Annotated in this window: 11 protein-coding genes and 3 pseudogenes; 7 read left to right on the top strand and 7 right to left on the bottom strand. The window is 69.7% G+C overall.

All coding sequences use genetic code 11. From position 1 onward, the window contains the following. Positions 1-62: 62 nt before the first annotated feature. Together ACIBJF_RS40265 and ACIBJF_RS40260 are read right to left on the bottom strand one after the other, a co-directional pair. Positions 63-1,058: a hypothetical protein gene (locus ACIBJF_RS40265; protein WP_399181594.1), complete on the bottom strand. Its 996-nt coding sequence runs from the start codon at positions 1,056-1,058 to the stop codon at positions 63-65. Between the two features lie 304 nt (positions 1,059-1,362). After that, on the bottom strand, positions 1,363-3,795 hold the full coding sequence (locus ACIBJF_RS40260; protein WP_399181608.1) for a PQQ-dependent sugar dehydrogenase: 2,433 nt from the start codon (positions 3,793-3,795) through the stop codon (positions 1,363-1,365). A 632-nt stretch (positions 3,796-4,427) separates the two neighbouring features. Between ACIBJF_RS40260 and ACIBJF_RS40255 the strand changes: the two genes are divergently transcribed. Next, a complete protein-coding gene (locus ACIBJF_RS40255) occupies positions 4,428-5,420 on the top strand; it encodes a TIM barrel protein (RefSeq protein WP_399181593.1) in 993 nt (330 codons plus the stop codon). Positions 5,421-5,512: 92 nt separating this feature from the next. Here ACIBJF_RS40255 and ACIBJF_RS40250 read toward each other — a convergent pair whose 3' ends face one another. From ACIBJF_RS40250 to ACIBJF_RS40230, 5 genes and pseudogenes are all read right to left on the bottom strand, one after another. Next, on the bottom strand, positions 5,513-5,746 hold the full coding sequence (locus ACIBJF_RS40250) for a helix-turn-helix transcriptional regulator (RefSeq protein WP_351807834.1): 234 nt from the start codon (positions 5,744-5,746) through the stop codon (positions 5,513-5,515). Between the two features lie 262 nt (positions 5,747-6,008). After that, a pseudogene (locus ACIBJF_RS40245) lies at positions 6,009-7,115 on the bottom strand (family 16 glycoside hydrolase); the annotation flags it as partial. A 36-nt stretch (positions 7,116-7,151) separates the two neighbouring features. Then, positions 7,152-9,113: pseudogene (locus ACIBJF_RS40240) on the bottom strand (ThuA domain-containing protein); the annotation flags it as partial. After that, positions 9,114-10,061, bottom strand: a pseudogene (locus ACIBJF_RS40235) (ThuA domain-containing protein); the annotation flags it as partial. Positions 10,062-10,352: 291 nt separating this feature from the next. Further along, complete coding sequence (locus ACIBJF_RS40230; RefSeq protein WP_399181591.1) at positions 10,353-11,321, bottom strand: multicopper oxidase domain-containing protein; 969 nt, start codon at positions 11,319-11,321, stop codon at positions 10,353-10,355. A gap of 777 nt (positions 11,322-12,098) precedes the next feature. Here ACIBJF_RS40230 and ACIBJF_RS40225 point away from each other — a divergent pair. The 6 genes from ACIBJF_RS40225 to ACIBJF_RS40200 all read left to right on the top strand — a co-directional run bounded on the left by ACIBJF_RS40225 (position 12,099) and on the right by ACIBJF_RS40200 (position 21,117). Then, on the top strand, positions 12,099-13,925 hold the full coding sequence (locus ACIBJF_RS40225) for an OmpL47-type beta-barrel domain-containing protein (protein ID WP_399181590.1): 1,827 nt from the start codon (positions 12,099-12,101) through the stop codon (positions 13,923-13,925). Positions 13,926-14,155: 230 nt separating this feature from the next. After that, positions 14,156-15,337: an ROK family protein gene (locus tag ACIBJF_RS40220; RefSeq protein WP_399181589.1), complete on the top strand. Its 1,182-nt coding sequence runs from the start codon at positions 14,156-14,158 to the stop codon at positions 15,335-15,337. A 96-nt stretch (positions 15,338-15,433) separates the two neighbouring features. Next, entirely contained in the window at positions 15,434-16,690 is a 1,257-nt protein-coding gene (locus ACIBJF_RS40215; RefSeq protein WP_399181588.1) for a Gfo/Idh/MocA family protein, read from the top strand. Positions 16,691-17,349: 659 nt separating this feature from the next. Next, positions 17,350-18,861, top strand: coding sequence for a sugar ABC transporter ATP-binding protein (locus ACIBJF_RS40210; RefSeq protein WP_399181586.1), 1,512 nt, complete (start codon positions 17,350-17,352; stop codon positions 18,859-18,861). Continuing rightward, positions 18,858-19,919 (top strand): ABC transporter permease, encoded by a 1,062-nt coding sequence (locus ACIBJF_RS40205; RefSeq protein ID WP_399181584.1) that lies wholly within the window; start codon positions 18,858-18,860, stop codon positions 19,917-19,919. The genes ACIBJF_RS40210 and ACIBJF_RS40205 overlap by 4 nt, the downstream gene beginning before the upstream one ends. Before the next feature lie 133 nt (positions 19,920-20,052). Then, positions 20,053-21,117 carry a substrate-binding domain-containing protein gene (locus ACIBJF_RS40200; RefSeq protein ID WP_399181583.1) on the top strand — a complete coding sequence of 355 codons (1,065 nt, stop codon included), beginning with the start codon at positions 20,053-20,055 and terminating at the stop codon, positions 21,115-21,117. The last annotated feature ends 31 nt before the right edge of the window (positions 21,118-21,148 follow it).

The raw sequence follows: 21,148 nt of genomic DNA, 5'->3' as shown, positions 1-21,148 counted from the left end.
GGCGGTACGACCGCAGGCTGACCGGGGCCCGGCCCCGGGTCGTCCCGCCGGGGCCGGAACGGTCAGGCGGGGACGCGCTCGGCGGCTCGCTCCGCGGCCCGGAGGATGGTGGTACGAGCCTGGTGGCGGCGCTCGTACTCCAGCACCCGACGGCAGTGACCGGGTTCGGCGTCCCCCAGCCGTTTGAGGATCTCGTCCGCCGTCATGCTGTCGTAGCCGGGCCAGGGCACCGGTCCGAGCAGATCGGCGACCCGACTCAGGACGGCCGGGCGGCGCGCGTGACAACGTTCGTAGGCGCCGATGACGGCCAGGTCCGTCTGCGGCAGCTGCGGCAGCCGGTCGTTGATCATCTTGGTGCTGAGGCGGCGGTAGTCGGGGATCGGGAGCTCCTCCTCGCTGATGAGGGCTCCCCGTGGTGCGACCTGGAGCCGGTCCGCGCCCGGCATGCGTTCGGCCGTCTCCCGCAACCAGCTGCTCCACTCGCGGACCGCCTGCGCCGCGCCGCCGACGCCGACGTCGGTGATCTCGGCGGACGCCACCACGGCGTTCTCGGCATGCCGTTCGAGGGCTTCGGCGAACTCCTCCAGCGCCTCCTCGTCGTCCCGGCGGATGGAGCCGAGCAGTTCCGCGCTGACGTCGTCCTCGGCCTCCTGGGCGATACGCTCGGCGGCCCGGCACAGGGCCAGGGCCAGCGCGGTGACGGCGTACTCGTCCTCGGCGTTCTTCAGTAGCTGGTACTCCGTGGCCATCCCCCGGTTCCGGAACACGACGCCCGGGACGGAGACGGCCATGTCGATGGGCAGCCGGGCGGCCTGCCCGGTGAGTTGCCAGGCGCCGACGAGGACGCTGTGCACCAGCCCGCGGGGCTGCAGCGTTCCCAGGCGTTCGTCGATGCGGTAGACGTGGCCGCGGGCGTCGCCCATGCGGCGCTCCAGGACATCCCGGTGTTCACCGGGTGGCGTGGCGGCGAGGTGGGCCCTGAAGCGGTCGGCGAGCGCCGACTTGGCCTCACGGACCTCGCGCAGCGCCGGAACGAGCAGATCTGTGGCTACGGACATCACGGTTCCTTCGGATGCTTGGGAGGAAATAGCCGGTACCCGGCCCCGCCCCGCACCCACCGTGCCCCGAAACAGTCACCCCCGCATCTTCCCGTCCGCCATTCCCGCTACCCGGTACCCCCGTTGAGCCGTATACGAGCGCCATCCGTGGTAGCCGCCGAACGAGTGGCGGCGGTCATGAGAAGGGCGGCGGTCTCGCCGTCCGGGTTGCCCGGCCCCGGGGGAAAGGACTGCCCCGCCGGGCCGTCGGTGGCGGCTCGGCGGGGCAGGGACGGGCTGGTTTCGTGTCAGCTCGTCGTGCGGGTCAGCTCATCGTGAAGGAGTCCAGGCTGAACAGGTCGCCGCTGCCGGCCTTGAAGACGAAGTACAGCTTGTGCGTCCCGCCCGGGTCGGTCACCGGTGCGCTGACCGTCGTGAAGGCGCCGGAGGTGTCGCCCACCGTCGCTGTGCCGGCCAGCGGGCCGTCGGGGGCGTCGGTGTGGACCTCGATGGTGCCGCCCGCACCGCTCGACGCGGCCCGGAAGTCGATCTTGCTCACGCCCTGGAGGTCGTACGGGTCGAACTCGATCCAGTCGCCGTTGCTGATCGACGTGACGGCCTTGCCGCCCTGGGCGCCGGCGACGGAGGTCGTCTGCACGCCGGACTGCGTGCGGTAGAACTCGGCCTGCCTGCCCTTGGGCTGCAGGACGATCTGCGTCGTGCCGGTGAGGTCGGGGACCCCGGCGGTCGGGGAGGTGTCGGTGTAGCTCGCGGACAGGATGGCGTAGAAGTCGTCGGAGTCCGTGTGGCCCGCCGTGGTCATGGAGAACGTACCGCTGCACCCCGTGGCCTGCGAGAGGTTGTGGGAGTGCATGTCATGGCCGAGCGAGTAGCTGACCTGGACCTTGGAGCAGTCCACCGGGGTGCCGTCCGGGTCGGTCGCGTCGATCTTCCACGCGACTTGGTCCCCGTCCTTGAACGTCAGTCCGTTCGGCGGCTCGGAGAACTTCAGTACCGGTGCGGAGTTGCCCACCGTGACCAGGACGGCGGCGACGCCCGTCCTGCCGCTCGGGTCGCTGACCGTGAGCTTGGCGTGGTACTGCCCGTTCGCGGTGTAGGTGAACGACGGCGTGGCGCTCGTGGAGTCGGTCTTGCCGTCGTTGTCGAAGTCCCACGCGTAGGTGAGCGTGTCGTTCTCGGGGTCGGTCGAGCCCGTCCCGTCGAACTTGACCGTCAGCGGGTTCTTGCCCGACGTGGTGTCCGTCGTGATCGCCGCGGTCGGCGCCTTGTTGCCCGGCGCGTACTCGATCTTGTAGAGCCCGGCGTCCAGGGAGCCGCCGAACCACGCGCTGCCGTAGTCGAGCACGTACAGCGAGCCGTCCGGGCCGAACTCGGTGTCGATGGGCTCGACCAGGCGGGCCCAGTCGTTGCCGTTGGTCAAGGTGTCGATCGACTGGATCTTGCCGCTGCCGTCCGAGGAGATCGGCTTGATCCAGTGGGCGCCGAACTCGTAGGCGAAGAACTTCCCGTCATAGCTCTCGGGGAACTTGACCTGGGACTTCAGCGCGGAGTCGTAGTGGTACACGGGGCCGCCCATCGGCGCGCCCTCCCCGCCGAGTTGGGGGAACAGCGGGTTGCCCGCGTAGTGGTTCCAGATCCAGGCCGGCTGGGCCGGGGGCAGGTCCTTCAGACCGGTGTTCAGGGGAGCGTCGTTCACCGGGTGGGCGCAGTCGAAGGGCTGCCCGGACTCCCCGGTGGCGAAGTCGTACTGGACGTACGGCGTGTTGTCGCCGATGCAGTACGGCCATCCGAAGAAGCCCGGCTTGGTGATCCGGTTGTACTCGACCGTGTTCTCCGGCCCGCGCTTGGGGTTCGCGCTGCTCGCGTCCGGGCCGTAGTCGGCCAGGTAGATCACGCCGGTCTTCTTGTCGACGTTGAACCGGAAGGGGTTGCGGAAGCCCATCGCGTAGATCTCGGGACGGGTCTTGGGCGTGCCCTTCGGGAACAGGTTGCCGTCCGGGATCGTGTAGGTGCCGTTGTCGTGCACCTTGATCCGCAGCAGCTTGCCCCGCAGGTCGTTGGTGTTGGCCGTGGAGCGCTCGTTGTCGAAGACGGGGTTGCGGTCCGGTCGCCGGTCGATGGGCGCGTAGCCGTCGGATTCGAACGGGTTGGAGTCGTCGCCGGTGCTCAGCAGGAGGTTGCCGTCGCCGTCGAAGTGCATGTCGCCCGCGACGTGGCAGCACTGTCCGCGGTCGGTGTCGACCCGCATGATCTTCTTCTCGCTGGACAGGTCCAGCTTGCCGTCGGTGAACGTGAACCGGGACAGCTGGTTGTAGCCCTTGTACGGCGCGAAGTCGGCGGCCGTCCCGTTCTCCGGGGCGTCGGTCATGGGGGTGTCGAGCTTCGGCGCGTAGTACGCGTAGACCCAGTGGTTCTTGGCGAAGTGCGGGTCGATCGCGAGGGTCTGCAACCCGTCCTCGTCGTGGGTGTACACCGAGAGCTTCGCCGCCACGTCGGTGAGACCGTCGAGGGTCGTGTAGTAGACGGTGCCGTCACGGGAGCTGTGCAGTGCGCTGCCGTCGGGGAGCACCGCGAGCCCCATCGGCTCGCCCACCTGGTCCGGTCCCTTGGCCAGGGTGACCTGTTGGAAGTCGGACGTCGCGGCGGTGGAGGCGGCCGCGGCCGTGCTGTCCGGTGCCTGGGTGCGCGCATGCGCGGACGTCGTCGCTCCGGCCACCGCGACCCCCACGCCGAGCATGGTGCTCAACGCGGCGGTGAGTAGCCGGCTTACTGGTTTACGCACGTACTGCCTACCTCTCTTGGGGCGCTGCGAGGGACATGGCGCGAGCGGTCATGTCGCGCGGGGCCGGCCGGGTTCGGATGCCCGGGTCGGCGCCGGCCGTTCGATCGGTGGAGCGGGCGGGTGGCCGTGGGAGGAAGAGAGGGGGCGCGGAGGGGTTCGCGGCCCCCTGGGGAAGCGTCATGAGCGTGGCTCCATGGCCATGGCCCGTCAAGGAGGTACTGCTCAGTAGCAGCGTTTTGCGCCCTGAAGTGGACACATCTTTTGCTCATCTGGTGAAAAGTAGCGCCGGTCTGTGCTCAACTATCGACGGCTTCAGGCGTTCATCGTCCTTCAGGGATTCGTCGAGGCGCTCCTGCCGCCAACGCGCAGGCCGTGGGGAGTTGCGTCCTCGGCAGCCCGCACCGCCCTCGCGCACCGGGGGCGACTCCGGTCGCTCCGCAACCAGTTCCGCCGACCGCCTGTCCGCCCGATTCAGGGCCGATGAACGCCCCGTACCACCACGCCGCCCGGACACCGGGCGAGGCGGCGCCCCTTGACGCCCCCTCGCCGCCGCCCACCGCGGCCAAGTGCTTCACAACGAAGGAGTGATGATGGGTCAGTTCGCCCATGACTTCGACCGCAGAGGCTTCCTGCGTGCGGCAGCCGCAGGCACCGTAGCCATCGGCGCGGCAACCCTCGCCGGCGCGGTCCCCGCCGCAGCCCAGACGCCCGCCCCGGACGCCCCGCCCAACGGCGCCAGCCTGAGCATCCCCAAGAACGCCATCGGCATCCAGCTCTACAGCGTCCGCGACAAGGTCTACCAACTCGGCTTCCGCGTCGTCTTCGAGGAACTGTCGCGGATGGGCTTCAAGGAGGTCGAGTTCGCCGGCTACACCCAGGACCCCTCCATCCTCGGCCGGCAGATCACCCTCCAGGAGATCCGCACGCTGCTCGACGACAACGGCCTGCGGGCCATCGGCAGCCACATCGGCATCGGCAGCTTCCGCGGCAACCTGCAGCAGGAGCTCGACAAGGCCGAGATCCTCGGCATGCCGAACATCGGGACCCCGAACGCCCCCTCGGACACCCCCACGGTCGCCGGGTACCAGGCGGCCGCGGAGGACTTCAACCGCTGGGGCGCGGCCGCGTCGGCGCGCGGCCTCAAGCTCTACCAGCACAACCACTGGGCCGAGTTCGCCTTCGCCACCGACCAGCCGGCGGTGCGCCTGTACGACGTGTTCCTGCAGAACACCGACCCGGCCCACGTCTACCTGGAGATGGACGTGTACTGGGCCTTCGTCGGCCAGTTCCGCTACCCCGGCTTCGACCCCGCCGCGTACGTGCGCAAGCACCCCTACCGCTACACGCTGTTCCACATGAAGGACGGCAAGTCCGACCCCAACGCCGGTGACGGTTACGACATGACCGAATTCGGCGCCGGTGACATGCCCTACCAGCGCTTCATCCACGCGATCGGTCCGTTCGGCAACCACCACGGCATCTGGGAGCAGGACACCGCCCCCGACACCCAGCCCAACCCGCCCGGCTCGTTCGGCGCCGCCCAGCGCAGTTACACCGCGCTCGCCGACCTGCTCTCCTGACCCACCGTCGGTTCCGCGCCCTGCCGCAGCCCAGAAGGCTCGGCAGGGCGCGGACGCGTGTGGTGCGGGAATTCAGGGTCTCGGGGGCGGGTTCAGATCAGTCCGCGTCGCGCGGCCCAGGCGACGGCCTCGATGACGCTGCTGACGCCTATCTTGTCGCACACGCCTCGGTAACGTCGTCGCACCGTGCGGGGGCAGACATGGAGTCGCCGGGCGACGGACTCGACCGGCAGGCCGGTCGCCAGAAGCGACAGCAGATGCACCTCGTCGCTGCGCAGACAAGGGTTGTCGGGCTGGGGCCGCCGGTCCGTCTCGTAGCTGAGCATGGACACTTTCGTCCTCCTTCGCCGAGTGCGGCCGGCAGGGAACGCGGGGAAGGCCGCCGCCCGGATCGGCGGCCAGAACCCGTGATCGACCGCGGGGTCGTCAATCGCTTTCACGTTTCAAGTAGCTTGGGTAACTGATCACATGCGCACAATCAAGAGGTGCGCCGCCACATTGGTGTGGTCTACATGAAAGGTTTCACCTCGGTTCGCGCCAGAGCCGGGCCCGGGGCCGCGCCCCGAGCCCGGCATGGACCGCCGCTCCTTACGACAGGTCCCGCACCCGGATGTTGCGGAACTCGATCAGGTCGTTGTCACTGTGGTTCTGCAGCCCCACGTAGCCGCGGACGAACTGACGCAGGTCCGTGGGCGGATCTCCGGCCCGCGACGACGACTTGCCGGGCGTGTTGTCGAACTCGTTGATCACCACGCCGTTGCGGATGATCGTGTAGTGCTGCCCGACGACGCGGATCTCGTAGTCGTTCCACTGGCCCTTCGGCGTGACCTTCGCATGGTCCAGGTCGAGTGGATCGAAGTTGTACACCGAGCCGGTCTTCTGGGGCTCACCGGTGTCGCCGTCGTAGATCTGGATCTCGTTGCCGCAGTAGATCGCCACCCACTCCGGAGCGGTGCGGGCCGCCCCCGTCGTGCTGCAGCCCTCGGGCCGCTGGTCCAGCGGCGTCCGCGGATCGGGGAACCTGACGAACACACCGCTGTTGGCCCGGTGGCCGTCCGGAGCGGCATCCCGGAACTGCAGCCGGATCGAGTAGTCCCCGAACTGCTGCTTGCTGTACCAGAGCATGCCCATGCCGCCGGAGCTGCGCATGGTGCCGTCCGGCAGGAGCGAGAACCCGCCCGCGCCCGCCTGGCTCCAGCCGGCGAGGCTGGTCGCCGAGCCGTCGAAGAGGGACTTGTACCCGGGAGTCTTGCCGATGGGCGACTGGGCACCCTCCTTGCTGAGCGTCGCTGCCTCGTGGTTGTCGATGACACCGTCCTTGCGGAACTGGTCGACCAGGTCGTTGAGGTTGCTGACGAACGCGCCGTGGCTGGGCCAGGTGCCCTCGTCGTCGATCAGGTCGTTGATGGTGCATCCGCCGCCGGCCTTGTGGTTGGCCACACCGGTGTCGGTGTCGAGCAGCCAGACCGTGGAACGGGCGTCGGGCGCGGTGCAGCCCGCCGTCACGTCGATCTTCCCGGTGGCGTGCTCACCGTTGGCGTAGGTCACCTTCAGGGTGGCGTGGTAGGTGCCGTAGGAGGCGTAGGTGTGCGTGGGGTTGGCCTCGTGCGACGGCTGGCTGCCGTCACCGAAGTCCCACTCCCAGGCGACGCCGCCCGCCTTCGCGGCCGAGAACTGGACCGTCCGCGGCTTGCTCTGCGCGACCGCGCGACCCGAGGCGTCGCTCGGGTTCGGCGTGGCCGGGCCACCGTGGTAGGTGACGCGGACCAGCTTCTGGTTCGGGTCCAGGCTGAAGAAGCCGCCGGCGTAGTCGAGCAGGTAGAGCGCGCCGTCCGGGCCGAACTTGGCGTCCATCCAGCTCTGCACCTTGGTGTCGCCGGTGCCGCCGGGGAGGATCTGGCGCAGGTCCTCGCCGAATTCCGGCTGTGACTGGTCCTTGACGTTGTCCGGGGTGACGGTGACCGCGACACGGTTGTTGGCGTTGGACTCGTCACCGATGAACCACTTGTCGTCCCAGTACGAGGGCCAGGCGACCCCGCTGCTCGTGTCCACCTCCGAGCGGTGGTAGGTCGGGCCGTCCATGATGGCCTGGCCGCCGCCCTTGAGGTAGGGCTCGGTGTACTTCTCGTCGCTCTGCACGTACGTGGGCAGCCCGCTGCCGTCACCGCGCTTGGGGTAGACCACGCCGCCGCCCTGCGGCGAGTACCAGATCATGTTGCTGCGGATCGGCGGGAGGTCCACCAGTCCGGTGTTGCGGGGCGAGGTGTTCTTCGGGTGGTCGCAGTCGTACCAGCCGGTCAGCACGCTCGCGTCGGTGTTGCTGCGGTCCCGGTAGGGCTGCTTGTTGCCCATGCAGTAAGGCCAGCCCTGGTTGCCCGCCGAGGTGATGACGGTCGCGGTCTCGTACTTGGCCGGGCCGAGCTCCGGGTCGGGCGTCGGCGCGTCGGGGCCGACCCATGCCGCGGTCAGCCAGTTGTGGGTCTTGTCCCAGGCGATCCGCGCGATGTTGCGGACGCCCATGACGTAGATCTCCGGACGGGTCTTGCCGCCGCCCTCCTCCTGGCCGGTGAACAGGTTGCCCTTGGGGATGGTGTACGTGCCGTCGGGCTCGGGGTGGATCCGCAGGATCTTGCCGTTGAGGTCGTTGGTGTTGCCGGCCGTACGGCGGGCGTCCTGGAAGGACAGGCCCTTGTAGTCCTTGGTCCAGTTGTTCCCGGAGTAGCCGGCCCCGGCTCCCTGGGAGGAGTTGTCGTCACCGACGCCGACGTAGAGGTTGCCATCGTTGTCGAAGGTCATGCCGCCACCGGTGTGGCAGCAGCTGTGGATCTGGGCGGTCCAGTGCAGCAGGTCCTTGCGGCTGCTCTTGTCGATCGACTGGTTCTTGAAGTCGTAGGTCAGCCGCGAGATCGTGCGCTGGCCCGTCTGCTTGTCCCGGTCGACCGACTCGTGCGGCATCCAGTAGACGTAGATCCAGCCGTTCTGCTCGAACTTGGGGTCGAGCGTGATGCCGACCAGACCCTCCTCGTTCTTGACCAGCTCGTCGCCGCTGCCGCGGTTGCCCATCACGTCGAGCGTGGTGAGCAGTTTGACCTGCTTGGTCTTGGGGTCCCACTGGTGGATCGTGCCGCAGCCCAGGCCCACCTTCGGGTCGTTCCAGTCGGGGATCGGGCCGCTCGGGCAGGCCGCCTTGCCGATGTAGAAGACCTTGCCGTCGGGGGCGATCGTCAGACCGTGCGGCTCACCGATCTGGTCGAGTTGGCCCTGCTGGTTCTTGCCCGTGAGCCGTTCGACCGAGTAGTTCGACGCGATGGTCGCCTGGCAGTCGCCGCGCACCATGCCGGTCGTCCACTCGATGGCGCCGAGCAGATGACTCTGGAACTTGGTGTCCGAGGTGTAGCTGTCCTCGGTGCGGCCCATGCCGGTGTAGAAGGACCGGCCGCCGTCGTAGTCCCGGCACCAGGAGACCGGGTGGAACGGGCCGTTGCCCGCTGGTCCGGCGTCGTAGGAGTTCTCCTCGACCTGGGCGACCGTCTGCACCTTGCCGTTCGGGTTCGGGTCCCAGTTCATCCACTGGTCGGACCGGGTCCACTTCAGCGGCAGGTCCTTGTTCGCCGGGTGCTGACGGTCGATCACGTCCACGACCGCCTGCTGCACCTTGGTCTCCGGCGCGGGCGCCGGGTCGGCGCCGAACAGCCGCAACTCTGCCAGCTGGGTCAGCGGCTCACCGGAGTTGGCGGTGACGTTCAGCCGGTAGTACTGGTAGGCCGTGGTGTTGGAGAACTTGTACTGCTTGGTCTGGAAACGGTCAGGGAAGTTCTGGCCGGTCTGGGTGTCCAGTGTCTTCCAGTCGTTCCCGTCCTGCGACCCCTGGAGCGTCCAGTCCTTGGGATCCCGGCCCGGGTAGTCGTTGGCCGACGTCAGCGCGTACTGGGCCACCGCCACCGGATGGTCCATCTTCGCCGTCACCCACGCGGTGTTCTGGTGCGCCAGCCACTTGGTGGTGTTGCTGCCGTCGAACAGCTTGGCCTTCGTCTCGTTCGGCGGGTTGTCGTCGCTCGCCGTGACGTCCGAGACCTTCTCGGAGGCGGGCAGGCTGGCGGCCGGACGCGTGCCGATCAGGCCGGTGAACCAGTCGGAGCCGGCGTCCGCGCGCGCGGCGTCGTGGACGCCGACGAAGCCGCCGCCGCCCTTGACGTAGGCCTGGAACGCGGACTCCTCGTCGGAGGTGAGGGACACCCCCTTGGCCGACAGGAAGACCACGCCCCGGTAGTGGGCGAGGCGGTCGGGGGTGAAGACGGACGGATCGTCCGACTCGTCCACGGAGAAGCCGTTCTTCCGACCCAGGTCCTTGATCGTCGACACGGCGGTCGTGACGGGGTCGTCCTGCTGGTCGGCCGGTCCGTGGAAGACCAGGACGTTCACCGAGGCTTCGGCCCCGGCGTCCTGGTCCTGGCTGCCTGCGGACGGCGTCTGCGCCTGTGCCTGCACGGCCGGCAGCGCGGCCAGTCCCAGTGCCAGCGCCGAGCCGGACAGCAGGACGACCGCGCGGCGCCAGGCCGGTGCCTGGCGGGGACTCCGCACGGACGGCGACGGTGGTGCCCCGCTTCGTCGGGACAGGGTGAACCGGTCTCTTCGGCCCATTGTTGCTCCTTGACTCGATCCGACAACGGAAGAGTGGTCAGGTGGTGGAGCCGGGCTGCCGCACGGGCCTCGCACGGCGGGTGCCGGGCGAGACGGATTCGGAACGGCCGTCGGGACATCCGGAGACGGCCGGGGCGCCGGAGCCGGTGAGGTCGCGGACGCCCCGGGACCTCACGACCCGGAGCCGACCGACCGGCGGCAGGGTGGTACACGCCCGTCGGACCGTCCGGTCAGGTCGGACGGGCGTGGCTTCGGGGGGGCGGAGAACGGGACGGGCAGGGGGCGCCCGGGCTACATGGGCATGCCGCCGCCGGGGACCGTGCCGTCGGCCTCGGTCACCAGGAACACACCGGACATCCCCATGTCCGAGTGGCTCTGGACGTGGCAGTGGTACATCCAGGCGCCCGCGCCGACCCGTTCACCGGCGATCACCTGGAACCCGAAGGAGTCCGCGGGGCCGGTCGTCTTGGTGTCGATGACCCGGCTGACGTCCTGCGGACCGTCCAGGATCCCGGTGCGGTTGTCCACCCAGCGGTGGCCGTGCACATGGAAGGTGTGGAAGAAGTCGCCGTGGGTGATCACGACGAACTCCACCCGCTCGCCGCGGACCGCCTTGAAGGTGGGGGTCGCGGGAGCGACCCTGTTGTTGATCGTCATGTCGTTGAAGACGACCGTGAACTGCTTGTCGGGCAGCACATCGCCCTTGCGCCGCACCACCACGGGGCCGTACAGCCCCTTCTTGATCCCGCCGGTGCCATGCTCGGTACCCACGTTGTGGTCGTGGTAGTGCCAGTAACCGGCGCTGCCCGCCTCCCACGTGCCGTCGTGGCGTCGGCCCGGGGCGTGGGTGCGCCAGACGTAGGTGCGCCGGTCGCCCGGCTGGACGACGCTGTCGTTCATCTTGGTGCCGTCGCTCGCGACGTCGTAGTCCAGGCCGTGCACGTGCAGGCTGGCGGCGACGTCGAGGTTGTTGACCACCTCGATGTTCATGGTGTCGCCCTCGGTCAGCTCGATGAGCGGGCCCGGAATCGTCGCCTGACCGGGGTGGAGGCCGTAGCCCATCTCCCCGTTCGGCAGCTTCTCCATGTACAGCGTCAGGTTGCGGACCTCGCCGCCCTTGTCGTCCGCGGCGGACTTGTCCGAGGGCGCGGCGGCGGCGGTGCCGCCGAGCACCGCGGGCGCGACGGCGGCCGCCACAGCTGAGGTGGCGAACGATCGGCGGGACAAGAGGCGTCTCGTGCCTGCGCCTGAGTCGGTCATCGCTCTCCAATCCGCGACAGGCGTCGGTGCCTGCAGGCGTTTCGTGGTCGTGAGGTGCGCCGCCCGGGGCAACACCGCGTCCAGGCACGTCGGTTGGCGGTGGTGCGCCGGGCGTGGGGCCCCGCGGGGGCCGGCAGATGAGTCGTCGGTGGGTGGCGCCGATCCGGTGCCGTCCGGATGGCGGGTGCGGCGGTACGGCCGAGACCGGCTCGGCACCGCGAGGCGAACTGCGGCTCGGAACGGCCTCACCGTAACGGTGCTTCACCAGTTTTTCCAGACTCAGGTCAAAGTTGGTCGGGTTGCGGTCATAGACCTTGGCGGGCCGTCAAAAGACGGCTAGCTTCCCAGCATTGGCGCAATCCGAGAGAGCTGGGTGAGCCCCGCGCAACGGGCCCGCGGCAGCACCGCTCCGGCACGGGGCGGAGTCGACGCCGCTCGCTCGCTTCGCGTGACCGCGGCCGGCCGCCGTCGTCACGCTCCGGGGATCACCCGCAACCGACTCACCGTGCCGTCGAGTTCAGGGCGCCGGTCAGGTGACGGGCCGTGCGCCGTCGCCGCCTCGGACCGAGCTCCGCGCGGCACCCGGCCGGACGGGCCACGACACGGTCGTCCCGGCGGCCGGCCGTCCACCCGGCGGGACCGCCGACCCGTGCGCGGTACCGCAACAAGCGATTCGCGAAAGGTGCAGCGGTGTTCAGAAGACTGCTCCATGCCCAGACGGATCCGCCCCCCTCCAGATCCGCGCCACGGGGCCGGTTCAGCCCCCACCCGGCGTTGGTGGCGCTCGTGGCCCTGGTGCTCACGGCGTTCTCGCTGGCCGCGCCGGCCGCGTACGCGGCGATGAGCCGGGACGCCGCCGCGGCACCGACCCAGGTGCTCACCTGGACGGCCGGGGACGGCTACATGGGCTATACGTCCGCCCCCACCACCGCGGTGGCCGGCCCGGCGACGATCGTGTTCGAGAACAGCGCGGCCACCGGGAACACCACGGGGATGCCGCACACGCTGACGTTCGACACCTCCAACCCCGACTACAACACCGATGTCAGCCTCAACATCCAGGCGAGCCCGTCCGACTCCAGCGGAGGCCGCCACACGGCGGAGGTCACCCTGACCCCCGGTGTCTACCACTACTACTGCGCGATGCCGGGTCACATGATGTCGGGCGAACTGACCGTCACCGCGGCCCCGGGGAACGACACCACCGCCCCGGACACGTCGGCGACGGTGTCGGGTACGAAGGACGCCTCCGGTAACTACGTCGGCAGCGCGACGGTGACGGTGTCGGCTTCGGACGCGGAGTCGGGCGTGGCCAAGATCGAGTACTCGCTCGACAACGGCGCTTACGCGGACTACAGCGCGCCGGTGCAGGTGAGCGGTGTGGGTCAGCACACGGTGGCGTACCGGGCGACGGACAAGGCGGGCAACACGTCGGCGGTGAAGTCGGTGTCGTTCACGGTGGTGGCGGCTCCGCCCGAGGACACCACTGCGCCGGACGTGTCGGCGTCCGTCTCGGGTACGAAGGACGCCTCCGGTAACTACGTGGGCAGTGCGACGGTGACGGTGTCGGCTTCGGACGCGGGGTCGGGTGTCTCGAAGGTGGAGTACTCGCTGGACGACGGGGCTTACGCGGACTACAGCGCGCCGGTGCAGGTGAGCGGTGTGGGTCAGCACACGGTGGCGTACCGGGCGACGGACAAGGCGGGCAACACGTCGGCGGTGAAGTCGGTGTCGTTCACGGTGGTGGCGGCTCCGCCCGAGGACACCACTGCGCCGGAGACGTCGGCGACGGTGTCGGGGACGAAGGACGCCTCCGGGAACTACGTCTCCAGTGCGACGGTGACCGTGACGGCTTCGGACGCGGAGTCGGGCGTGGCGAGGATCGAGTACTCGCTCGACAACGGCGCCTACAAGGACTACAGCGCGCCGGTGCAGGTGAGCGGTGTGGGCCAGCACACGGTGGCGTACCGGGCGACCGACAAGGCGGGCAACACGTCCGCGGAGCAGTCCGTGTCGTTCACCGTGGTGGCCGCTCCGCCGCAGGACACCACTCCGCCGCAGGTGTCGGCCTCCGTCTCGGGGACGAAGGACGCCTCCGGGAACTACGTCGGCAGCGCGACGATCACGGTGACGGCCTCGGACTCGGGGTCGGGCGTGGCCGCGACCGAGTACTCCCTGGACGGCGGCCCCTACCTGCCGTACTCCGCCCCGGTGGCGGTGAACAGGGCGGGGAGCCATACCTTCCTGTACCGGGCCACCGACAAGGCCGGCAACACCTCCACGGCCAAGTCGCTGACTCTGACCATCGTCGACGGCAAGCCGCCCACCGACTGCCCTGAGACGGACGACCGTTCGACGGTGTACGTCGGCACGGTCAACACGGGCATCCCGAACCGCGTCACGACGAACGGCTGCACGATCAACGAGCTGATCGAGGACCACCGGTCCTGGGCCGGTCACGGCGTGTTCGTGTCGTACGTCGAGAAGCTCGTCGCGGACCTCCGGCACGAGGGCGTCGTCGACCAGCGGGAGGCGGGCGACATCAAGAAGGCCGCCGGCCGTTCCGACGTCGGCAAGCCGCACACCACGCGCACGGAACCGTGAGCTGACGGCCGTGACGGACCTGATGGGGCGGCACCGGCCGACGACCGGCACCCCATCGGGTCCGCCGGCTTCAACCGACCTTTGTCCACTGCAAGATGAAAGTGCATCGTAATGCTGCACAAGTTCTTTCGTGTTCAGCACGACGGTGCTACGGTTTTTTGAAAGTCGCGCCCCAAAGTGCCGGGCGTGTGCACGACTTCGGCGACGACGGGAGGGGCGGCGTGAGGCGTATGACGGCTCGACCGGCCAATGTCCATCAGGCCGGGCTGCTCCACCTGCTGCGCGACCTCGGTCCGCAGTCCCGGGTCGCCCTGGGTGACCGGGTCGAGCTGTCGCGCTCCAAGCTCGCGGTGGAGATCGACCGGCTGCTGGAGACGGGCCTCGTCGTCCAGGACGGCCTCGCCGCTTCCCGCGGCGGGCGCCGCTCGCACAACGTCCGGATCGCGCCCTCCCTGCGGTTCCTCGGCGTGGACATCGGCGCCACCTCGGTGGATGTCGCGGTCACCAACGCGGAGTTGGAGGTCCTCGGCCACCTGGCCGAGCCGCTGGACGTGCGGGACGGTCCGGTGGCGGTGTTCGAGCGGGTGCTCGCCCTGGCCGCCAAGCTGCGCGAGGCCGGACTGGCCGAACACTTCGACGGCGCCGGTATCGGCGTGCCGGGACCCGTCCGGTTCCCCGAGGGCGTCCCCGTCGCTCCGCCGATCATGCCCGGCTGGGACGGCTTCCCCGTCCGCGAGGCGCTGAGCCAGGAGCTCGGCTGCCCCGTCCTCGTCGACAACGACGTGAACCTGATGGCCCTGGGCGAGCAGCAGGCCGGTGTCGCCCGATCCGTACGTGACTTCCTGTGGGTCAAGATCGGGACCGGCATCGGCTGCGGCATCGTGGTGCGCGGCGAGGTCCACCGCGGTGTCACCGGCAGCGCCGGCGACATCGGGCACATCCAGGTGGACCCGGACGGGCCGCCGTGCGCCTGCGGCAACATCGGTTGCCTGGAGGCGTACTTCGGCGGCAACGCCCTGGCGCGCGACGCGACCGCGCTCGCCGAGTCGGGCCGCTCGGTGGAGCTGGCCGGGCGGCTGGAGGCGACCGGGCGGCTGACCCCCGAGGACGTGTCTGCAGCCGCCGGCGCCGGGGACGCCGCCGCCCTCGAACTGATCCGCACGGGCGGAAGCCGCATCGGCCAGGTCATCGCGGGGCTGGTCAGCTTCTTCAACCCGGGCCTTGTGGTCATCGGGGGAGGGCTCACCGGGCTGGGGCACACGCTCCTGGCCAGCATCCGCACCCAGGTCTACCGGCAGTCCCTGCCGCTCGCGACCGGCAACCTGCCGATCGTTCTCGGCGAGCTCGGTCAGGCCGCCGGCGTCGTCGGCGCCACCCGTCTGATCAGCGACCACGTCTTCTCACCGGCCTGACGCGCCCGCGCGCGGCCGTAAGGAATCCGTTCCCCGCCAACGGACGTGTTACCAGCGTCCGTTGCCCGCGCCCACCAGCATTCCTCAGGAGCGCCTATGGACAGTCAGCACGGCTCGCCCGCGATCGGGGTGGGCATGATCGGATACGCCTTCATGGGCCGCGCGCACTCGCATGCCTGGCGCACCGCCGCCTGCGCCTTCGATCTGCCCATGCGCCCGGTCATGGCCGCCCTGGCCGGACGTGAGCGAGCGGCCCTGGAAGAGGCCGCCCGGCGCCAGGCCTGGGCGGCGACCGAGACCGACTGGCGGGCCCTGATCGCCCGCCCCGACGTGCAGTTGGTGGACATCTGCACCCCCGGTTCCAGCCACGCCGAGATCGCGATCGCGGCGCTGGAGGCCGGCAAGCACGTGTTGTGCGAGAAGCCGCTCGCCAACACCGTCGAGGAGGCGGAGGCGATGGCCGCCGCCGCGGCCGCGGCCTCGCGTCGCGGTGTGCGCTCCATGGTGGGGTTCAGCTATCGACGCACACCGGCGCTCGCCCTCGCCCGCCGGCTCATCGCCGACGGCCGCCTCGGCGCCCTGCGGCACGTACGGGCGCAGTACCTCCAGGACTGGATCGTGGACCCGGAGTTCCCGCTGGTATGGCGGCTGCAGCGGGAGCACGCCGGCTCCGGCGCGCTGGGCGACATCGGCGCCCACATCGTCGACCTCGCCCAGTTCCTCGTCGGGGAGCCCCTGTCGGGAGTCTCCGCCCTGACCGAGACGTTCATCCGCGAACGGCCCTTGCCCACCGCGTCGTCGGGGCTCGCGGCCGTCACCGACGGGGCCGCGCGGCGCGGACCCGTGACGGTGGACGACGCCGCCCTGTTCACCGGCCGGTTTCCCGGCGGCGCCGTCGCGTCCTTCGAGGCCACGCGGGTCGCCGCCGGCCGCAAGAACGCCCTGCGCATCGAGATCAACGGCGACCGCGGCAGCATCGCCTTCGATCTGGAGCGCCTCAACGAACTGGACTTCCACGACCACACCGAGCCGGCCGCCACGGCAGGCTTCCGGCGGATCCTGGTCACCGAACCGGACCATCCCTATCTCGAAGGATGGTGGCCGCCGGGGCACGGACTCGGCTACGACCACACCTTCGTGCACCAGGTGCGCGACCTGATGCACGCCATCGCCGAGGGCCGGGACCCCGAGCCGTCCTTCGCCGACGGACTGCGGGTGCAGCGGGTGCTGGAAGCGGTGGAGCACAGCGCCGCTAACGGCAGCGTCTGGACGCCCGTCGCGCACGCGGAAGACGAGCAGGGGAGCCCGCCGATGCGGTCCGGCGCCGGCGACCCCGTCGCGGTCGCTCCATGAAAAGGAGGATTTCTGGGAAACTCCTGACGGGAATCACATAAAGGCGCACCTTTCTTCACGCCGGTCGACACGGCCGGATGTGACGCACCGGGGTCAATCGCCATAGGACAGGCCCCGGTAGGACCGGCGTTGGCTAAAGCCGGGGCATATTCGACCGTGTGCTCCGGAAATACCTGCCTGCCTCGGTTTAAAGCCCGCACACCACTCGCGCCTGGTATTCCGGGTTCTCAAGGTAACGGGCAGGCGGGGAGTGGTGCCCGGCCTCCTCGATGCCGATTGCCCAAAAGTGTTACACCAGTTGCCGCATCCGGCCACGATGGGCATGAACGGTTCGCGGACCCTTTTCAAACCGCGCGAGGAGAACTACCTTCCTCTCAGCCCGCCGGGCGACAGGGGGCGGCCTGTTCCGGAAAACCGGGACGCACGCTCGGAGCCAAAGGGAAACACCCTGACCCGGACCACCGAAGTCCACCGACAAGAAATTCGCCAAGGATCCACGACGGGTCCCGTCCCGCACCCCGGATCACCTGCCTCCACGACACGTCGGGCCCCTCACGAGCCTCCTCACCGAGGCCGTCCGCGAGGGCTCGCTGACGAGAAGCCGACGAACCGCCACAGGCCCCGTACGGGCCGGCGGACACCGCACCAGAGGGAGACCCATGAGTGCCCCGCTGCTCGAGATGCAAGGCGTCGTCAAGGAGTTCCCCGGCGTCCGGGCCCTCGACGGTGTCGACCTCGACGTGGTCGCCGGAGAAGTGCACTGCCTGCTGGGCCAGAACGGCGCCGGCAAGTCGACACTCATCAAGGTCCTCGCCGGCGCCCACCAACCCGACGAGGGACACATCGCCTGGGACGGCGAACCGGTGACCCTCCCGACCCCGACGGCCGCCATGCGCCAGGGGATCGCCACCATCTACCAGGAACTCGACCTGGCCGACGGCCTGTCGGTGGCGGAGAACATCTACCTGGGACACGAGCAGTCCCGGCTGGGGTTCAGCCGGCGCTCGCGGATGCACGACGCCGCCCGGCAACTCCTGCGCAGGCTGGGGCACCCCGAGATCCCCGTCACGCGTGAGGTGGGCGAGCTGTCGGCGGCCGGCAAGCAACTGGTGTCCATGGCACGCGCCCTCTCGCACGACGCGCGGCTCATCATCATGGACGAGCCGTCCGCCGTCCTCGCCCACGACGAGGTGGACAACCTCTTCCGCATCATCGGCGACCTCACCGCCGCCGGCGTGGCGGTCGTCTACATCTCCCACCGCATGGAGGAGATCCGCCGGATCGGGGACCGCGTCACCGTCCTCAAGGACGGCCGCACCGTCGCCCGGGGGCTGCCCGCGCGCACCACCCCCACCTCCGAACTGGTCTCGCTGATGACCGGCCGCACCGTCGAGTACGTCTTCCCGCCCAGGCCCCAAAGCCCCGGCCCGGACGAGCGCCCGGTGCTCCTGGAGGTCGAACACATCAGCCGCCCGGGGGAGTTCCACGACATCTCCCTCACCGTCCGGGCCGGCGAGATCGTCGGGCTGGCGGGCCTGGTCGGCTCCGGCCGCTCGGAGATCCTCGAAACCGTCTACGGAGCGAGGCGACCGGCCTCCGGGCGCATCAGCGTCGCGGGATCCGCCCTGCGGCCCGGCAGCGTCACCGCCGCCGTCCGGGCGGGCCTCGGGCTCGCCCCGGAGGAACGCAAGAGCCAGGCGCTGTTCCTGCAGTCCTCCATCGCCCACAACGTGTCCATGTCCTCGCTGCGACGGTTCGCCCGCGCCGGATTCCTCGACTCCCGCAGCGAACTGGCCGCCACGACCGAAGCGGTCCGCAGCCTCGACCTGCGGCCCCCCGACCCGACCCGGCCGGTGCGCACGCTCTCCGGCGGCAACCAGCAGAAGGCCGTCGTCGCCCGATGGTTGCTCAAGGACTGCCGGCTGCTGCTGCTGGACGAGCCCACCCGCGGCGTGGACGTCGGAGCGCGGGCGGAGCTCTACACGCTCATCAGGCGGCTCGCGGACTCGGGAGTCGGCGTGCTCCTCGTCTCCAGCGAGGTGCCCGAGGTCCTCGGCCTCGCCGACCGCGTCCTCGTGATGCGCGAAGGGCGGGTGGTCCGCGAGGCCGCCGCCCAGGACCTCGACGAATCGAAAGTGCTCGACCTCGTCATGGAAGGGAGCTCCGCGTGAGCCAGCAGACCAGTCCCCCCGGCGGGAGCGGTCCGCTGCCCGCCACCGGCCAGGGATCACCGGCCGGATCCGTCCGGCAGACCGGCACCTCCCCCGGGAAGGGCGGCAGACCCTCCTTCCTCGGGCACATGGGCAGGGTGCGCAACCTGGGCCTGTTCGTCGTCCTCGTCCTGCTCTGCGTCATCGGCGCGCTGACCTCGGGCAACTTCGCGACCCGCCAGAACGCCCTGGTCATCCTCACCAGCGCGGCCGTCATCGGGGTCATCACGATCGGGCAGACCTTCATCATCATCGGCGGCGGCATCGACCTGTCCGTCGGCGCGATCGTGGCGCTCGCATCCGTGTGGTGCACCACCGTCGCCACCCAGTCCTACGGACTCGGCGGCATGGTCTTCTGCGCGCTCGCCGTGGGCGCGGTCGTCGGCCTCGTCAACGGCCTGATCATCGCCTACGGCAACATCGTGGCGTTCATCACCACCATCGCCATGATGGCGAGCGCCCGCGGACTGGCCGAGCGGATCTCCGACCGGCAGTCGCAGGTGGTGACGGTCGAGTCGTTCAACTCCATCGCCTCCACCAAATGGCTCGGCATTCCGCTGCTGGTCTACATCCTGGCGGTGGCCGTGGTCGTCGGCTGGGTGCTGCTCAACCGCACCACCTTCGGCCGCCGGACGTTCGCCATCGGCGGCAACCAGGAGGCGGCGCGCCTCGCCGGCCTCGACGTGCGCCGTCACACCGTGGTGCTGTACGTCCTGTCCGGGCTGTGCTGCGGCATCGCCGCCATCATGCTGACCGCGCGGACCACCTCCGGGGCCAGCAACCTCGGCGACCTGTACGAACTGGACTCGATCGCCGCGGTGATCATCGGCGGAACCCTGCTGACCGGCGGCCGCGGCTCGCTCGTCGGCTCGATCCTGGGCGTCCTCGTGTTCACCACGATCACCAACATCTTCGTGCTGAACAACCTAACGACCGACATCCAGCAGATCGCCAAGGGCCTGATCATCGTCGCCGCCGTGCTGGTCCAGCGACGCGGACGCAGCACCGCCACCCCGTAGCAGCGGCGCGGACGGCGGCTCCGTCCCCGCTGTCGCCGCCCGCGCCGCCCCAGGCCCAGCCGCGCGGCACGTCCGCATCGACCACGGCAGGCACACCCCAGGCAGGACCCCGTGACTGGAAGGACTCAGCGAGATGGACAAGCGCGGACTCGGCGGACTGGACCGTAGAAGGCTCCTCCTCAGCGGCGCGGTACTCGGCGGCGGAGCCCTCGTCGCCGGCTGCACCAGCAACAAGAGCGACGCCTCCACCGACGACGTCAAGGCAGCGACCAAGGCCGGCACCGACAACGACAAGCCGGGCAAGACCGTGTCGATCGGGTTCTCGGCGCCGGCCGCCGACCACGGCTGGATGGCGGCCATCACCAAGAACGCCATGGCGCAGGCGAAGCAGTACTCCGACGTGCACTTCGAGGCCGTCGAGGGCACCAACGACGTCAACGCGCAGATCAGCCAGGTCCAGACGCTGATCGGCAAGAAGGTCGACGCCCTGGTGATCCTGCCCTTCGACGGCAAGGCGCTGACCGCGGTGGCACAGCAGGCGATGGACGCCGGCATCCCCGTGATCAACCTCGACCGTGTCTTCGACTCACCCCTCGCCTACCGGACGTGGGTCGGCGGCGACAACTTCGGCATGGGCCTCAACGCCGGCCTCTACATCGGCAAGGCCCTCAAGGCCAAGGGTGTCTCCTCGCCCGTGATCGGCGAGATCGCCGGGATCGACAACCTCGAACTCACCAAGCAGCGCAGCGCCGGATTCAAGCGGGGCCTGGCCAAGTACGGCTTCCACGTGGGCATCCGGCAGGCCGCCAACTTCACCGCCGACTCCGGCCAGCAGGTGATGAGCAACGTACTGCAGGCACGCTCGCACCTCGACGCGGTGTGGAACCACGACGACGACCAGGGCATCGGCGTCGAGGCGGCCATCAAGCAGGCCGGCCGAAGCGAGTTCTTCATGGTCGGCGGCGCCGGCTCCAAGCACGCCATGCAGGAGATCAAGGCCGACAGCTCCGTGCTCAAGGCCACGGTCGTCTACCCGTCGAACATGTCCGCCTCGGCCATCAAGCTCGCCCGGCTCATCGCCCAGCACAAGGGGATGGGCGACCTCGTCGGGCAGGACCTGCCGTCCTCGCTGACCCTCTTCTCCGCCACCGTGACCAAGGAGAACGTCGACCAGTACCTTCCCGGCGCCTTCAGCTGACCCGGCACCCACCGTCCCCGCAACCCGGTCA

The sequence above is a fragment of the Streptomyces sp. NPDC050743 genome (assembly GCF_044456925.1).
Lineage (GTDB): Bacteria > Actinomycetota > Actinomycetes > Streptomycetales > Streptomycetaceae > Streptomyces.
This window is presented reverse-complemented; position numbering and strand designations above follow the sequence as displayed.

What these genes read in the sequence shown, in the direction of transcription:
- ACIBJF_RS40265 (WP_399181594.1), bottom strand. Translation starts at nt 1,058, where the DNA reads ATGTCCGTAGCCACAGATCTGCTCGTTCCGGCGCTGCGCGAGGTCCGT.
- ACIBJF_RS40260 (WP_399181608.1), bottom strand. Translation starts at nt 3,795, where the DNA reads ATGCTCGGCGTGGGGGTCGCGGTGGCCGGAGCGACGACGTCCGCGCAT.
- ACIBJF_RS40255 (WP_399181593.1), top strand. Translation starts at nt 4,428, where the DNA reads ATGATGGGTCAGTTCGCCCATGACTTCGACCGCAGAGGCTTCCTGCGT.
- ACIBJF_RS40250 (WP_351807834.1), bottom strand. Translation starts at nt 5,746, where the DNA reads ATGCTCAGCTACGAGACGGACCGGCGGCCCCAGCCCGACAACCCTTGT.
- ACIBJF_RS40230 (WP_399181591.1), bottom strand. Translation starts at nt 11,321, where the DNA reads ATGACCGACTCAGGCGCAGGCACGAGACGCCTCTTGTCCCGCCGATCG.
- ACIBJF_RS40220 (WP_399181589.1), top strand. Translation starts at nt 14,156, where the DNA reads ATGACGGCTCGACCGGCCAATGTCCATCAGGCCGGGCTGCTCCACCTG.
- ACIBJF_RS40215 (WP_399181588.1), top strand. Translation starts at nt 15,434, where the DNA reads ATGGACAGTCAGCACGGCTCGCCCGCGATCGGGGTGGGCATGATCGGA.
- ACIBJF_RS40210 (WP_399181586.1), top strand. Translation starts at nt 17,350, where the DNA reads ATGAGTGCCCCGCTGCTCGAGATGCAAGGCGTCGTCAAGGAGTTCCCC.
- ACIBJF_RS40200 (WP_399181583.1), top strand. Translation starts at nt 20,053, where the DNA reads ATGGACAAGCGCGGACTCGGCGGACTGGACCGTAGAAGGCTCCTCCTC.